We start from the raw sequence: 15,676 nt of genomic DNA, 5'->3' as shown, positions 1-15,676 counted from the left end.
GCACCCCGACCGCAGACCCCTGACCTTCCCGATGCTCCCGAAGGTGTCGAACCATGACAGTCGCCATCGACCGCGCGACCGGCAAGCGCCGCGGTGACCGCACCCCGCGGCCCGGCCTCGGCCGGCGTCTGAAAGACGGCTACCAGAAGCACTGGTACGCCTACGCCATGATCGCGCCGGTGGCCGTCGTGATCGGCGTCCTCGTGCTGTACCCGCTGGGCTACGGCCTCTACCTCACCCTCACCGACGCCAACAGCCTCAACACGGGGCGCACCATCGGCGTCAACGAGATCGAGGCCACCTACAAGTTCGTCGGCCTGGACAACTACGCCGACATCCTGTGGGGCCCGACGGCCTACGACCGCTTCTGGTCGCACTTCATCTGGACCATCGTGTGGACGGCGGTCTGCGTCGGCCTGCACTTCTTCATCGGCCTCGGGCTCGCCCTGCTGCTCAACCAGAAGCTGCGCGGCCGCACCTTCTACCGGCTGATCCTCGTCCTGCCCTGGGCCGTGCCCACCTTCGTCACCGTCTTCGGCTGGCGCTTCATGCTCGCCGACCAGGGCATCATCAACTCCGCCCTGGACTGGCTGCACCTGCCGACGCCCGCGTGGCTCGAGGACACCTTCTGGCAGCGCTTCTCCGCGATCATGGTCAACACCTGGTGCGGCGTGCCGTTCATGATGGTCTCGCTCCTGGGCGGCCTGCAGTCCATCGACAACAGCCTCTACGAGGCCTCCGAGATGGACGGCGCCAACGCCTGGCAGCGCTTCCGCTACGTCACCCTGCCCGGTCTGCGCTCGGTCAGCTCCACGGTCGTCCTGCTCGGCATCATCTGGACCTTCAACCAGTTCGCCGTGATCTTCCTGCTGTTCGGCAACACCGCCCCCGACGCGCAGATCCTCGTCACCTGGGCGTACCAGCTCGGCTTCGGACAGCAGCCGCGCGACTTCGCGCAGTCCGCGGCCTACGGCATCCTGCTGCTGGCCATCCTGATCGTCTTCACCTCCTTCTACCGCCGCTGGCTGAACCGCAATGAGCAGCAGCTCGCGAACTGAGGCAGGAGCCGCCATGAGTACAAGCACCGCGCCCACCAAGGCCCCCGCCGAGCAGGTCACCGCGTCCACCACGCCGCCGCGCAAGGTCCGCGGCCGCGGCGAACGCAGCCGCGCCGCGTCCCTCGCCTCCCACGGCGTGCTGACCCTCGCGAGCCTCGTCGCGCTCTTCCCGGTCGCCTGGCTGGTCTACCTGTCCCTCGGCCCGGACAAGAACGACTACCTGCACCCCGGACGCATCTGGTCGAAGATGACCTTCGACAACTACGCGTTCGTGCTCCAGGACACCAACTTCTTCGACTGGCTGAAGAGCTCGCTGATCGTCTCGCTGGGCACCACGGTCATCGGCGTCATGGTCGCCGCCACCACCGGCTACGCGGTCTCGCGGATGCGCTTCCCGGGCTACAGGAAGCTCATGTGGGTCCTGCTGGTCACGCAGATGTTCCCCATCGCGGTCCTGATCGTGCCGATGTACCAGATCCTGTCGAAGCTCCAGCTCATCGACAACTACTTCGGCCTGATCCTCGTCTACTGCTCGACCGCGGTGCCGTACTGCGCCTGGCTGCTCAAGGGCTACTTCGACACCATCCCGTTCGAGATCGACGAGGCCGGGCGGGTGGACGGCCTGACGCCGTTCGGCACCTTCTTCCGGCTGATCCTGCCGCTGGCCCGGCCGGGCCTCGCGGTCGCCGGCTTCTACAGCTTCATCACCGCGTTCGGCGAGGTCGCCTTCGCCTCGACGTTCATGCTGAGCGACACGAAGTACACCTTCGCCGTCGGACTCCAGAGCTTCGTCAGCGAGCACGACGCCCAGCGCAACCTGATGGCGGCCACCGCCGTGCTCGTCGCGATACCCGTCTCCGCGTTCTTCTACCTGGTGCAGAAGAACCTGGTGACCGGCCTCACCGCGGGCGGCACGAAGGGCTGATCGCCGCCCGACCCGGAAAACGTCCGGCCGCGGTGCCCATCCGACCCCGCAGCACCGCGGCCGGCCGCCTCCTCCGCCACCGACGCCTCGACTCCGTACCGCTCCGTTTCGCTACGTACCAAGGACGACATGAGCCAGCAGCCTTCCGCCGCACCGGCCCCCACCTCCGCCGTCGCCACCGTCTCCGAGCGCCACGACTGGTGGCGGGACGCGGTCATCTACCAGGTGTACCCGCGCAGCTTCGCCGACAGCAACGGCGACGGCATGGGCGACCTGGAGGGTGTCCGCACCCGCCTGCCGTACCTGCGCGACCTGGGCGTGGACGCCGTGTGGCTCAGCCCCTTCTACGCCTCCCCGCAGGCCGACGCCGGTTACGACGTCGCCGACTACCGGGCCGTCGACCCCATGTTCGGCACCCTCCTGGACGCCGACGCCCTGATCCGCGACGCCCACGCGCTGGGCCTGCGCATCATCGTCGACCTGGTGCCCAACCACTCCTCCGACCAGTACGAGTGGTTCAGGCGCGCCCTCGCCGAGGGCCCCGGCTCCCCTTCCCGGGACCGCTACCACTTCCGCCCCGGCAAGGGGAAGAACGGCGAACTGCCCCCCAACGACTGGGAGTCCATCTTCGGCGGCCCCGCCTGGACCCGGGTCACCGAGCCCGACGGCACGCCGGGGGAGTGGTACCTGCACCTCTTCGCGCCCGAGCAGCCCGACTTCAACTGGGAGCACCCGGCCGTCGGCGACGAGTTCCGCTCCATCCTGCGGTTCTGGCTGGACATGGGCGTGGACGGCTTCCGCATCGACGTCGCCCACGGCATGGTGAAGGCGGAGGGCCTGCCCGACCTGGGATCCCACGAGCAGCTGAAGCTGCTGGGCAACGATGTCATGCCGTTCTTCGACCAGGACGGCGTCCACGACATCTACCGTCAGTGGCGGCTCATCCTCGACGAGTACTCCGGCGAGCGCATCTTCGTCGCCGAGGCGTGGACCCCGACGGTCGAGCGCACCGCCCACTACGTCCGCCCCGACGAACTGCACCAGGCGTTCAACTTCCAGTATCTGGGCACCCACTGGGACGCCGAGGAACTGCGCACGGTCATCGACCGGACGCTCGACGCCATGCGTCCCGTCGGCGCCCCCGCCACCTGGGTCCTCTCCAACCACGACGTCACCCGGCACGCCACCCGCTTCGCCAACCCGGCGGGCCTCGGCACCCAGATCCGCCTGGCCGGCGACCGCGCACTGGGCCTGCGCCGCGCCCGCGCCGCCACCCTCCTCATGCTGGCCCTGCCCGGCTCGGCCTACGTCTACCAGGGCGAGGAACTGGGCCTCCCCGACGTCGTCGACCTGCCCGACGAGGTCCGCCAGGACCCGGCCTACTTCCGCGGCGCGGGCCAGGACGGCTTCCGCGACGGCTGCCGCGTCCCGATCCCGTGGACCCGCGAGGGCTCCTCGTACGGCTTCGGAGACGGCGGCAGCTGGCTGCCGCAGCCGGCGGGCTGGGGCGAGCTGAGCGTCGAGGCGCAGACCGGCGAGCCCGGCTCGACCCTGGAGCTGTACCGCGAGGCCCTGGCCGTCCGCCGCGCCACCGCCGACCTCGGGGCGGGCGACGCGATCGAGTGGCTGCGCGCCCCCGAGGGCGTCGTCGCCTTCCGGCGCGGGGACTTCGTCTGCGTCGCCAACACCACCGGCGAATCGGTGGCGGTGCCCGCACACGGACGCGTCCTGCTGGCCAGCGGTGAGATCACCGAGGCAGCCGGCGAGGCGAAGGTCCCGGCGGACACGACGGTCTGGTGGGTCCGCGCCTGAGGGCCCAAGAAACCCCGGTACTGCTGATGGGCCCGCCACTTGCCGGACGAGGGAGTGGCGGGCCCTCGGCGACCGGTGTGCGGTAGACACACCTCATGTCCGAGACATACGCATGGCCTGCCGCCGCCCCGCTGCGGGGAGCCCGCGTGCAGCTGGAGCCCCTGACGGCCGCTCACGCCCGGGAAGCGGTGGACTTCCTCGACGACGTGCGTCTGCACCGGTGGATCGGCGGTTCTCCGCCCACCGGGGAGGAGCTGGAGCGGCGCTACCGGCGGCAGGCCGTCGGTCACTCGCCCGACGGCCGGCAGGGCTGGCTGAACTGGATGCTGCGACGGCATGCCGACGGCAGGCTGGTCGGCACCGTGCAGGCAACGCTCCACCGGCCCGGCCCCGGCCGGGTCGAGGCCGAGCTCGCCTGGGTCGTCGGTCACGACTTCCAGGGTGCGGGCTACGGCAAGGAGGGCACTGCCACCATGGCGCTCTGGCTGCGCGAGCGGGGAGTGTCGCGCTTCGTGGCCCATGTGCACCCGGAGCACCGGGCCTCGGCCGGGGTGGCGCGGTCCCTGGGCATGGAACCGAGCGGTGAGGTCCACGACTTCGAGGAGTTGTGGAGCACGGCTCCGGCCGCCGAGCCGCCGCACGGCCGACGGCTGTGAAAGTTCTTGCCGATACTTTCATGACCCTTGCCGCAACTCTTGCGGCAGCGCTACGGTCTCGCCGGGGTCGGACCCGATCGAGCCGTCAGCACAAGGAGTTCACGTCCGTGATACCGAGATGGCCGGTGCCTGCCGCGCGCCGTACCGCACGAGTGAGACGGGTCGCGGCTGTCACCGTGACCGCGCTCGCCGCCGCCCTGCTCCCCCCGCTCGCCGCGCGGGCCGACACCCCGCCCGCGCCCCCGTCCGACGCGAAGCTGGCGAAGACCGCCGCACGCCACGACCTGACGCGTGAGCAGTTCTACTTCGTCCTGCCGGACCGTTTCGCCAACGGGGACGCCAAGAACGACCGCGGCGGCCTGACCGGCACCCGGCTCACCACCGGCTACGACCCCACCGACAAGGGCTTCTACCAGGGCGGCGACCTCAAGGGCCTGACCCAGAAGCTCGACTACATCAAGGGGCTGGGCACCACCTCCATCTGGATGGCGCCCATCTTCAAGAACCAGCCCGTGCAGGGCACCGGCAAGGACGCCTCGGCCGGCTACCACGGGTACTGGATCACCGACTTCACCCAGGTCGACCCGCACTTCGGCACCAACCAGGACCTGAAGAACCTCATCTCCAAGGCCCACGCCAAGGGCATGAAGGTCTTCTTCGACGTCATCACCAACCACACCGCCGACGTGGTCGACTACGAGGAGAAGTCCTACGACTACCTCTCCAAGGGCGCCTTCCCCTACCTGACCAAGGACGGGCAGCCCTTCGACGACGCCGACTACGCCGACGGCGACCGCAGGTTCCCACGGGTGGACAGCGGCTCCTTCCCGCGCACCCCCGTCGTCCCGGCCGCCAAGAAGAACCTCAAGGTCCCCTCCTGGCTCAACGACCCGGCGATGTACCACAACCGGGGCGACTCCACCTGGGCCGGCGAGTCGGCCACCTACGGCGACTTCAACGGCCTCGACGACCTGTGGACCGAACGGCCCGAGGTCGTCGGCGGCATGGAGAAGATCTACCAGCGGTGGGTCAAGGACTTCGCCATCGACGGCTTCCGGATCGACACCGTGAAGCACGTCGACATGGAGTTCTGGACCCAGTGGGCGACCGCGCTGGACGCCTACGCCGCCAAGAAGGGCCGCGACGACTTCTTCATGTTCGGCGAGGTCTACTCCGCCGACACGTCCGTCACCGCGCCCTACGTCACCGAGGGCCGTCTGGACTCCACCCTGGACTTCCCCTTCCAGGACGCGGCCCGCGCGTACGCCTCCCAGGGCGGCAGCGCCCAGAAGCTCGCCTCGGTCTTCGGCGACGACTACAAGTACACGACCGACAAGGCCAACGCCTACGAGCAGGTCACCTTCCTCGGCAACCACGACATGGGCCGCATCGGGACCTTCCTCGAACAGGACGACCCGGACGCCACCGACGCCGAACTGCTGAAGAAGGACCGGCTCGCCAACGAGCTGATGTTCCTCAGCCGCGGCAACCCGGTGATCTACTACGGCGACGAGCAGGGCTTCACCGGCGCGGGCGGCGACAAGGACGCCCGCCAGCCGATGTTCGCCTCCCGCACCGCCGACTACCTCGACGACGACCAGCTCGGCACCGACCGCACCCACGCGGAGGCCGCCTACGACACGAGCGCCCCGCTCTACCGGCAGATCAGCGCCCTCGCCAAGCTGCGCAAGGCCAACCCGGCCCTCGCCGACGGCGTCCAGACCGAGCGCTACGCCGCCGACGGCCCCGGCGTCTACGCCTTCTCCCGCACCGACGCCAGGACCGGCACCGAGTACGTCGTCGCCTTCAACAACGCCGACACCCAGAAGAGCGCCACCTTCGCCACCGGCTCGGCGCACATGGCCTTCCGCGGCCTCTACGGCACCGACGACGACGTGAAGTCCGGCGCCGACACCAAGGTCACCGTCACCGTCCCGGCCCGGTCGGCCGTCGTCCTCAAGGCCGCGGGCAGGCTCGCCCAGCCCGCCGCCGAGCCGACGATCACCCTCCGCGCCCCGGACCCCGGCGCCACCGGCACCGTCGAGCTGAGCGCCGACGTCGCGGGCGGGCAGCTCAATCGCGTCGTCTTCGCCGCCCAGACCGGCGACGGCAAGTGGCGCACCCTCGGCACCGCCGACCACGCCCCCTACAAGGTCACCCACACCGTCGACGCGCACACCCCGCCCGGCACCGCCCTGCGCTACAAGGCGGTCGTGGTGGACTCGGCCGGCCGCACCGCGAGTGCCACGGCCGCCTCCACCACCGGCACCCCGCCCGCCGAGGAGGTCCCCGGCGCCGCCTCCCGGGACTACGCCGTTGTCCACTACAAGCGCGCGGACGGGAACTACGACGACTGGGGCCTGTACGCCTGGGGCGACCTCGCCGACGGCGAGGCGACCACTTGGCCGGACAGCCACCCCTTCACCGGCCGCGACGCCTACGGCGCCTTCGCCCACGTCAAGCTCAAGCCGGGCGCGTCGAACGTCGGCTTCGTCGTCGTCGACAAGGACGGCAACAAGGACGTCTCCGCCGACCGGAACATCGACGTCACCGAGACCGGCGAGGTGTGGATCGAGCAGGGCAAGGAGCAGGTCGTCACCGAGCGGCCCGAATACCCCGCCCAGGACACCACCAAGGCCGTCCTGCACTACCACCGCGCCGACGGCGACTACGACGGCTGGGGCCTGCACGTCTGGGGCGACGCCGCCAACCCCACCGACTGGGCCAAGCCGCTCCAGCCGGTCAGGACCGACCCCTACGGCGCAGTCTTCGAGGTGCCCCTCACCGACGGCGCGAGCAGCCTCAGCTACATCGTCCACAAGGGCGACGAGAAGGACCTGCCCACCGACCAGGCCCTCGACCTCAAGGCCGACGGCCACGAGGTGTGGCTGCTGAGCGGTCAGGAGGAGTACCTGCTGCCGCAGCCCGCGGGCTCCGCGGCGGCCGTCGACCTCACCACCTCCAAGGCGGTCTGGATCGACCGGAACACCGTCGCCTGGAACGGCTCCGAGGGCGCTGCCTCCACCCAGCTGCTCGCCTCCCGCACCGGCTCGATCAGCGCCGCGGACGGCCGGCTCACCGGCACCGACCAGCAGTGGCTCCGCCTGGACAAGAGTGCCCTCACCGACGCCCAGAAGGCGAAGTTCCCGCACCTGAAGGAGTACACCGCCTGGTCCGTCGACCCGCGCGACCGCGACCGGGTCCGCGAGGCCCTGCGCGGCCAGGTCGTCGCCGCCCAGCGCACCGCCACCGGCGCCCTGCTCGCGGCGACGGGCGTGCAGACCGCGGGCGTCCTGGACGACCTGTACGCGGGCCGGGCGACCGGGGCCGACCTCGGCCCGGTCTTCCGGCACGGCCGGCCCACCCTCTCCGTGTGGGCGCCGACCGCGCAGGACGTGCGGCTGGAGATCGGCGACCGCACCGTGCGGATGCGCCGCGACGACGCCACCGGCGTCTGGTCCGTCACCGGCCCGAAGTCCTGGAAGGGCAAGGCCTACCGGTACGCCGTCACGGTCTGGGCGCCCACCGCCGGTGAGGTCGTCACCAACAAGGTCACCGACCCCTACTCCCTCGCCCTTACCACCGACTCCGAGCGCAGCCTCGCCGTCGACCTGGACGACCGCTCCCTCGCCCCGCGCGGCTGGGACGGCTACGACAAGCCCGAGGCGGTGCCGCTCAGGGACGCCCAGATCCAGGAGCTGCACATCCGCGACTTCTCCGTCGCCGACCCGACGGCCGACGCGGACCACCGGGGCACCTACCTCGCCTTCACCGACGAGCAGAGCGACGGCTCCAAGCACCTGCGCGAACTGGCCGAGGCGGGCACCTCCTACGTGCACCTGCTGCCCGCCTTCGACATCGCCACCATCCCCGAGAAGAAGTCCGAGCAGACGACGCCCGACTGCGACCTCGCCGCCCACCCGGCCGACTCCGACAAGCAGCAGGAGTGCGTGACGAAGGCCGCCGCCAAGGACGCCTTCAACTGGGGCTACGACCCGTACCACTACACGGTTCCCGAGGGCTCCTACGCCACCGACCCGGACGGCACCGAGCGCACCGTCGAGTTCCGCAGGATGGTCAAGGCCCTCAACGACGACGGCCTGCGCGTCGTCATGGACGTCGTCTACAACCACACGGCCGCCAGCGGCCAGGCGGAGACCAGCGTCCTCGACCGGATCGTGCCCGGCTACTACCAGCGGCTGCTGGCCGACGGCTCGGTGGCCAACAGCACCTGCTGCTCGAACACCGCCACCGAGAACGCCATGATGGGCAAGCTCGTCGTCGACTCGGTCGTCACCTGGGCCAAGGAGTACAAGGTCGACGGATTCCGCTTCGACCTCATGGGCCACCACCCGAAGGCCAACATCCTCGCGGTCAGGAAGGCGCTGGACGAGCTGACCCTCAAGAAGGACGGCGTCGACGGCAAGAAGATCATCCTGTACGGCGAGGGCTGGAACTTCGGCGAGGTCGCCGACGACGCCCGCTTCGTCCAGGCCACCCAGAAGAACATGGCCGGCACCGGCATCGCCACCTTCTCCGACCGGGCCCGCGACGCCGTGCGCGGCGGCGGCCCCTTCGACGAGGACCCCGGCGTCCAGGGCTTCGCCTCCGGCCTCTACACCGACCCGAACTCCTCGGCGGCCAACGGCACCGAGGCCGAGCAGAAGGCCCGCCTGCTGCACTACCAGGACCTGATCAAGGTCGGGCTGACCGGCAACCTCGCCGACTACGCCTTCACCGACACAGACGGCAAGGAGGTCAAGGGCTCCGAGGTCGACTACAACGGCGCCCCCGCCGGATACGCGGCGGCACCCGGCGACGCCCTCGCCTACGCCGACGCGCACGACAACGAGTCCCTCTTCGACGCGCTGACCTTCAAGCTGCCCAAGGACACGTCCGCCGACGACCGGGCCCGCATGCAGGTCCTCGCCATGGCGACCGCCGCCCTCTCGCAGGGCCCGGCGCTCTCCCAGGCGGGAACCGACCTGCTGCGCTCCAAGTCGCTGGACCGCAACTCCTACGACAGCGGCGACTGGTTCAACGCCCTCCACTGGAACTGCGCCGACGGCAACGGCTTCGGCCGGGGCCTGCCACCGGCCGCCGACAACCAGGACAAGTGGCCCTACGCCAAGCCCCTGCTGGGCGCGGTGCAGGTCGGCTGCCCGCAGATCAACGGCGCCTCGGCGGCGTACCGGGACCTGCTGAAGATCCGTACGGGCGAGCAGGACTTCTCCCTCGCCACGGCCGGGCAGGTCCAGTCCCGGCTCTCCTTCCCGCTCTCCGGCCAGGACGAGACGCCCGGCGTGATCACCATGCGCCTCGGTGACCTCGTGGTCGTCTTCAACGCCACGCCCGAGCGGCAGGAGCAGCGCCTCGACGCCGCGGCCGGGACCGGCTACCGGCTGCACCCGGTGCAGGCGGCGGGCGCGGACGCGGTGGTGAAGGAGGCGGCGTACGCGGCGAAGACCGGCACGTTCACCGTGCCGGCCCGTACGGTCGCCGTGTTCCAGCGGGCCGGCTGACGGCAGGAGGTCTGCGGTTAGGGTGAGCCCTGCTGTCCACGCCAACGGGAGGGCTCATGCCGCAGATCACCGTCGACTACTCCGACCGGCTCGCCGGCGACTTCGACCGGCCCGCCTTCGCGCGGGCCCTGCACGAGGCCGTCGTCGAGATCGCGGCCGCCCGGCCGCCGGCCTGCAAGACGCAGTTCCGCCGCACCGAGGACACCGTGGTCGGCCCCGACGCCGAGGGGCACGCCGTCGTGCACGTCACGCTCGGGCTGCTCGCGGGCCGCACCGACGAGACCAAGGTGCGGCTGACCGAGGCCGTCCTGGAACTGCTGCGGCAGTACGCCAAGCCGGGCGACGGCCTCGCCCTGCACGCCTCCGCCGAGGTCCGCGACCTGGACCCGTCGTACCGGAAGTTCGAGACCGAGTAGCCGGACGGGCGCCGGGCCTCAGGACAGGTCGCGGCGGCCCAGCCAGGCCGGCCGCACCGGCACCCCGTCCGCGTCCAGCTCGGTCTCCCGCGCGGGGGCGGGGGCGGGTGGGGCCGCCTCGGCCACCGGCTCCGGGGCCGCTCCGGCCTCGGGCTCCGGCTCGGGCCCGGGTGCCTGCGGCGCCGCGGAGTCCGTCAGCAGCTCCGCCACCGTGAACCGGGTCACGAACGACTGCCAGGCCCCGTCCACGACGAGCAGGAACCCGTCACCGACCCGCAGCAGGCGACGCCGCCGGGGGCTGAGGGGGTGGGTGGGGGAGTAACTCCGCGCCCGCCGCTCCAGCTCGGCGAGCGCCTCCTCGTGGGACCCGGACACGTGCGCCACCACCTGGGCCTCCGTGTGCTTGCGCTCCCCGGTGCCCATGGTCGTCTCCACGACCAGCCCCCACGTCGGCACGGCGCTCACCGGGCCGTCAGCGCGAGCAGCCGCTGCACCAGGTCCCCGAAGGGGCCGTCGGCCGGCTCGTCCGCGAGGACGCGGCGCAGCAGGGCGCCCATCTCCTCGTCGTAGGCGGCGCTCACCGCCAGCAGCGCGGCGAAGTCGTGCACGAGCTGCGCCTCCAGCTCGGCGCGCGGGATGCGGCGCCCGTCCAGCCAGAGCAGCGCGGTCGACTCGGCGAGCGAGATCCAGGAGCGGACGACCAGTTCCAGCCGTGCGGGCGGTTCGGTGACGTCCAGGTGCGAAAGGATCTGGACATACGCGGCCTGCCGTACCGAGTCCACCAGCGCGTTGGTCGTGGAGGAGCCCACGGCCGGGCCGCCGCGCATCAGGGCCGAGAAACCCGGGCCGTGCTCGTCGACGAAGTCGAAGTAGCGGCCCATCACGCGCAGCAGCCGCGCGCCCAGCGGGCCCTGGTGCGGCTCCACGAACCGGGCCGCCAGATCGTCCGCGGCGCGCTGCAACGCGGCCTCGTACAGGCTGAGTTTGCCGGGGAAGTAGTGGTAGACCAGCGGGCGCGAGATGCCCGCCGCCGACGCTATCTCGTCGATGGAGACCTCGTCGGGCGAGCGACGGCTGAACAGATCGAGCGCGACGCCGATCAACTGCTGCCGCCGCTCCTCGACGCCCATTCTGCGGCGCACCCCGGTAGTCATACGAACACCTTACCGATCGAATCCGGCCCCGAACGGGCCGGACCGGGCATCGGCATTCATCGGCGTTCACATGTCGAGCACGAGCCGGGTGCCGAGGCACCGGGACACGCAGATGAGCATCGAGTCGCCGCGTTCAGAGTCGGTCAGCAACTCGTCCCGGTGGTCGATCTCGCCCTCCAGCACCTTCTGTTGGCAGGTCCCGCACCAGCCCTGCTCGCAGGAGTACGGGGCGTTCGGCAGCTCGGTGCGCACGGCGGCCAGCACCGAGGAGTCGCCGGGCACGGTCAGCGTCCGCCCGCTGCGGCGCAGCTCGACCTCGAACTCCGTGTCGCCGTCGGCCGTCGTACGCGGCGCGAACCGCTCCAGGTGCAGTGCGGCGCCCGCCGGGACGCGTTCCTCCACGGCCGCCATCAGGCCCTCCGGGCCGCAGCAGTACACGGCCGCACCCTCGGGGAGCTCCGCCAGGAACGCGTCGAGACCGGGCCGCCCGTCCTCGTCCTCGGCGACGACGGTGACCCTCCCGCCGTCCGGGTCCAGCTTCTCGATCTCCTCCAGGAACGGCATCGACGCCCGCGTCCGCCCGCCGTACAGCAGCCGCCAGTCGGCGCTCTCCGGCAGGGCCCGCAGCATCGGCAGCACGGGCGTGATGCCGATGCCCCCGGCGACGAACGCGTAGGCGGGCGCCCCGACCAGCGGGAAGCGGTTGCGCGGTCCGCGCACCTCCAGCTCGGTGCCCTCCTGCACCTGCTCGTGCACCTCGCGCGAGCCGCCCCGCCCGTCCTCGACCAGCCGGGCGGCCACGGTGTACGACGAGGTGTCCTCCGGATCGCCGCACAGCGAGTACTACCGTACGAGGCCCGAGGGCAGCACCAGGTCCAGGTGGGCGCCCGGCTCCCAGCGCGGCAGGCCGGTCCCCTCCAGCCGCAGCCGCACCACTCCGTCGGCCAGCCGCTCGTGCGCGGTCACCAGCAGCGTCAGCGCGCGGGAACGGGGCCGCCCGGAGACCGGCGGATCCAGCGCGGGCAGCGGCCACAGCGGCGAGCCCTGGACGCGGCGCCGCAGCGCCCGGCGGACGACGAGCGCGGCACCGGCCGCGAGCAGCAGAGCCGACACCGGCTTCGGACGCGGCCTCATGCGGCACCCTCCTGGGGCTTCTCGGCGGCCGAGGCGGCCACGGCGGCGGGGGAGGTGGCGAGGTAGGCGACGGCCTGCTCGGTGGAGCACTCCTTGGACGGGTGGTAGGCGCGGCTCAGATAGCCGGGTATGGAACGGGTGATCGCGCCGGTGGACGGCAGCAGGCCCTGCCGGCCGCGCCGGTGGAAGTCCCGGAAGGTGGCCCTGCCGTCGACGAGCGTCGGGTCGTTCGCCATGAAGAACCTGGTCCCGCGTTGCCACAGGAACACCAGCGCCGTGAACGCGGTCGCCCAGGTCCGCACCCGCCGCGCGTAGTCCCCGTCCACGTGCACGAAGAGGTCGAAGGCCACGGACCGGTGCTCGACCTCCTCGGCGCCGTGCCAGCGCAGCAGGTCCAGCATGGTCGGATCGGCGCCCCGCCGGTCGAGCGCCTCGGCGTTCAGCACCCAGTCGCCGAGGAAGGCCGTGTAGTGCTCGATGGCCGCGATCAGCGCCACCCGCTCCATCAGCCACCAGCGGCGCGGGCGGCCCGGCGGCAGGGTGCGGTCGCCGAGCAGCTTCTCGAAGAGCCAGTCGACCTGCGCGGTGTACGGCGTCGGGTCGAGCCCCTGGTCCCGCAGGTGCGGCAGCACCTCGTCGTGGGCCTGGGAGTGCATCGCCTCCTGCCCGATGAACCCGATGACGTCCTCGCGCAGCCGCTCGTCCCGTATATGGGGCAGCACCTGCTTGTAGACGTGCACGAACCACCGCTCCCCGGCGGGCAGCAGCAGGTGCAGCACGTTGATGGTGTGGGTCGTGAACGGGTCCCCCGGCACCCAGTGCAGCGGGGTGTCCTCCCAGGCGAAGGACACCTTCCGCGCCTTGAGCGGGGCATGCTTGTTAGACATGGCGTCAATGTACTGACGGGTACGGTCCGGCGGAACCCTCCTGCAGGTACTTGTTGACGCCAGTGTCAGCTAGGCAGGTATCAGCTGGGCAAGTGTCGGCTGGGCAGGCGTCGGCTGGGCTCGGGCTCGGCTAGCGCAGGCCGCCGATCGTCCGTCCGCCGTCCAGCGTGCCCTTCAGCTCGGCCCGCGCGCCCTGCTCGGCCTTCGCGGTCAGCAGGTTGCCGTCGGCGGAATCGCTGATGCCGCCCGTCGCCTCGATCGACTCGGTGTCGGGGCCGCCCGCCGCGAGCAGGTACCAGTGCCCGCCCTCCGACTTCCACAGCACCCCGGCCAGCACCTGCGGATCACGCTCGCCGCACGCCGGCACGTCCTGTGCCTTCGCCGCCACCGCGCCCTGCACACCGCCCGGCGTCCGGAACTGCGCCAGCACCCGGGCCCCTTCGCCGCGCCAGGTCTCGGCGCGGGTGCACACCCACGCGCCGGAGCCCGTCCCGTCGGGCAGCGGCTGCGACGCGAACTCCCAGGCGTTCACCGACCGCACCCCCTGCCCGCGCACCGCGCCCAGCGAGCACGCGTACGGCGCCCAGGCGTCCAGCGCCTTCGCCCCCGAGGCGTCCTTCCCCGCACCGGGGCGCCCGGTGGTGAGCCGGGCCGGCACCAGCTCGCCCAGGTCGGTCACCACCCGGGTGTCCGAACCGTCGGTCAGCTCCAGCGCGTTCCACGACGTGCAGGCCCCGGACTGCTGCTGCACCGGGCTGGCCAGCGGGGCCGTCACGCCGTCGGTCAGCGTCAGCTCCCTGGCACCGGAGTCCGGCTCGACGAGATCGCGCGCCGCCGCCTTCGTCACCCAGGGTGCCGTCAGATAGCGGACGTTGCCGTCGGCGCGCCCCAGCACCACCGCGGTCGCCGCGGCCCGGCCCGCGCCGTCGGTCCGTGCGAAGTCCAGGGCGGCACCGGCGGAACCGTCCTTCGGCTCGGCGTACCGGACCAGGCGCAGACCGTCGTGCAGGATCACCACCCGCGCGGTGTCGACCTCCCCCGCGTACAGCAGCTGCGGCGGACCGGCCGGACCGCCGGTCGCCGTCCCCGGCGTCGCGGACACCCCCACGCTCTCGCCGGGCCGCGCCCAGACGGCCAGGGCACGGCGCAGCAGCTCCTCGTCGCCGGTGAGGCCACCCCGGGCCGGCCACACCGAGAAGTCCGTGCGCGCGGACGTCTCCCACGCGGCCGGCGCGGCCTTCGTCAGCCTGCCAGGATCGAGCGCGGCCTCGGCCGCCGGGTTCTGCGCGTACGGCGGCGCGGCGGCACCGTCCGGACCCCAGCCCTCCCCGGGCAGGCCGAGGAGCGCCCCGCACACCACCAGCGCCGCCGCGGCGACCAGCGCGGCCTTCGTGTGCTGCCGCCGACGCAGCAGATCGGTCGGCCGGGCCTGCAACGAGCAGGGGTCGAACTCGGGCGAGCCGAGCAGCCCGTACTGTCCCGGCACCCCGTCGGCCTCGCGCAGCGCGGCGTCCGCGTCGGCGACCCCGGCGGCCCGCAGCACCTGCCGCACCGCGTCGTCGGGCAGCCGCTCGAGACCGCGCAGCACGTACGCCGCCCGGCCCGGTCCGGACAGCGCGGACAGCCGCTGGTCCAGGGCGAGTTCGTCCGCGCCGCCCGAGCGCGGGAAGAGCTTGAGGCCCCTGACGTGGGGCAGCAGCGGCGGCAACTGCGACCGCCGGGGCCACGCCCGCCGCCGCAGCGGGAGCCCCGCCTCCAGCGCCGTACGCACCACCCGCAGCCGGACCAGCGCGTACCCGGGGTCGACCTCGCGGCCGGTGGACTGGGCCGGAATCACCGGGGTCGTGGTCCGGTTCCGGGGCAGGGCACGCTGGGTGAGGGCGTGCGCGGACAGGACGCGGCGGCCCCGGCCGAGACCCGGCGGCAGCACCAGATAGGCCAGCCGCGCCAGGCGCGGATAGTGCTCGACGAGCGCGGCCTCGGCCTGCTCGACGTCGACGACCGGGTCGGCCGAGGAGGCGGAGGACGGTGCGGGGCGCGGGGCGACATCCTGTGGCTGCACGTTCAGCAGAACGAGCGAACGGGGCGATGGTCACCGTAGGACCGCCGCCC

Annotated in this window: 10 protein-coding genes and 1 pseudogene; 6 read left to right on the top strand and 5 right to left on the bottom strand. The window is 72.1% G+C overall.

Features of this window, described 5'->3' with window-relative positions:
* Positions 1 to 53 precede the first annotated feature (53 nt).
* The 6 genes from ACZ7MF_RS34795 to ACZ7MF_RS34770 all read left to right on the top strand — a co-directional run bounded on the left by ACZ7MF_RS34795 (position 54) and on the right by ACZ7MF_RS34770 (position 10,389).
* Positions 54 to 1,058, top strand: coding sequence for a carbohydrate ABC transporter permease (locus ACZ7MF_RS34795; RefSeq protein WP_385360597.1), 1,005 nt, complete (start codon positions 54 to 56; stop codon positions 1,056 to 1,058).
* A 13-nt stretch (positions 1,059 to 1,071) separates the two neighbouring features.
* A complete protein-coding gene (locus tag ACZ7MF_RS34790; RefSeq protein WP_391906658.1) occupies positions 1,072 to 1,983 on the top strand; it encodes a sugar ABC transporter permease in 912 nt (303 codons plus the stop codon).
* A gap of 129 nt (positions 1,984 to 2,112) precedes the next feature.
* Complete coding sequence (locus ACZ7MF_RS34785; protein WP_471482181.1) at positions 2,113 to 3,795, top strand: glycoside hydrolase family 13 protein; 1,683 nt, start codon at positions 2,113 to 2,115, stop codon at positions 3,793 to 3,795.
* Between the two features lie 95 nt (positions 3,796 to 3,890).
* Entirely contained in the window at positions 3,891 to 4,451 is a 561-nt protein-coding gene (locus tag ACZ7MF_RS34780; protein WP_471482180.1) for a GNAT family N-acetyltransferase, read from the top strand.
* Between the two features lie 107 nt (positions 4,452 to 4,558).
* On the top strand, positions 4,559 to 9,973 hold the full coding sequence (pulA, locus tag ACZ7MF_RS34775; protein ID WP_471482179.1) for a pullulanase-type alpha-1,6-glucosidase: 5,415 nt from the start codon (positions 4,559 to 4,561) through the stop codon (positions 9,971 to 9,973).
* 56 nt (positions 9,974 to 10,029) lie between these two features.
* On the top strand, positions 10,030 to 10,389 hold the full coding sequence (locus ACZ7MF_RS34770; RefSeq protein ID WP_471482178.1) for a 5-carboxymethyl-2-hydroxymuconate Delta-isomerase: 360 nt from the start codon (positions 10,030 to 10,032) through the stop codon (positions 10,387 to 10,389).
* Between the two features lie 18 nt (positions 10,390 to 10,407).
* Here ACZ7MF_RS34770 and ACZ7MF_RS34765 read toward each other — a convergent pair whose 3' ends face one another.
* The 5 genes and pseudogenes from ACZ7MF_RS34765 to ACZ7MF_RS34745 all read right to left on the bottom strand — a co-directional run bounded on the left by ACZ7MF_RS34765 (position 10,408) and on the right by ACZ7MF_RS34745 (position 15,626).
* Positions 10,408 to 10,854, bottom strand: a complete 447-nt coding sequence (locus ACZ7MF_RS34765) for a hypothetical protein (protein ID WP_471482177.1) — start codon at positions 10,852 to 10,854, stop codon at positions 10,408 to 10,410.
* Entirely contained in the window at positions 10,851 to 11,543 is a 693-nt protein-coding gene (locus ACZ7MF_RS34760; RefSeq protein ID WP_471482176.1) for a TetR/AcrR family transcriptional regulator, read from the bottom strand. Before ACZ7MF_RS34760 ends, ACZ7MF_RS34765 begins: the two co-directional genes overlap by 4 nt.
* 66 nt (positions 11,544 to 11,609) lie before the next feature.
* A pseudogene (locus ACZ7MF_RS34755) lies at positions 11,610 to 12,677 on the bottom strand (PDR/VanB family oxidoreductase).
* Complete coding sequence (locus ACZ7MF_RS34750) at positions 12,674 to 13,564, bottom strand: metal-dependent hydrolase (RefSeq protein ID WP_471482175.1); 891 nt, start codon at positions 13,562 to 13,564, stop codon at positions 12,674 to 12,676. The pseudogene ACZ7MF_RS34755 and the gene ACZ7MF_RS34750 overlap by 4 nt, the downstream one beginning before the upstream one ends.
* A 130-nt stretch (positions 13,565 to 13,694) precedes the next feature.
* Positions 13,695 to 15,626, bottom strand: coding sequence for a hypothetical protein (locus tag ACZ7MF_RS34745; RefSeq protein ID WP_471482174.1), 1,932 nt, complete (start codon positions 15,624 to 15,626; stop codon positions 13,695 to 13,697).
* Positions 15,627 to 15,676 lie beyond the last annotated feature (50 nt).

The sequence above is a fragment of the Streptomyces sp. NPDC111628 genome (assembly GCF_055635195.1).
This window is presented reverse-complemented; position numbering and strand designations above follow the sequence as displayed.

Coding starts and splice junctions, on each gene's coding strand:
- ACZ7MF_RS34760 (WP_471482176.1), bottom strand. CDS start 11,543: ATGACTACCGGGGTGCGCCGCAGAATGGGCGTCGAGGAGCGGCGGCAG.
- ACZ7MF_RS34770 (WP_471482178.1), top strand. CDS start 10,030: ATGCCGCAGATCACCGTCGACTACTCCGACCGGCTCGCCGGCGACTTC.
- ACZ7MF_RS34790 (WP_391906658.1), top strand. CDS start 1,072: ATGAGTACAAGCACCGCGCCCACCAAGGCCCCCGCCGAGCAGGTCACC.
- ACZ7MF_RS34780 (WP_471482180.1), top strand. CDS start 3,891: ATGTCCGAGACATACGCATGGCCTGCCGCCGCCCCGCTGCGGGGAGCC.
- ACZ7MF_RS34785 (WP_471482181.1), top strand. CDS start 2,113: ATGAGCCAGCAGCCTTCCGCCGCACCGGCCCCCACCTCCGCCGTCGCC.
- ACZ7MF_RS34750 (WP_471482175.1), bottom strand. CDS start 13,564: ATGTCTAACAAGCATGCCCCGCTCAAGGCGCGGAAGGTGTCCTTCGCC.
- ACZ7MF_RS34795 (WP_385360597.1), top strand. CDS start 54: ATGACAGTCGCCATCGACCGCGCGACCGGCAAGCGCCGCGGTGACCGC.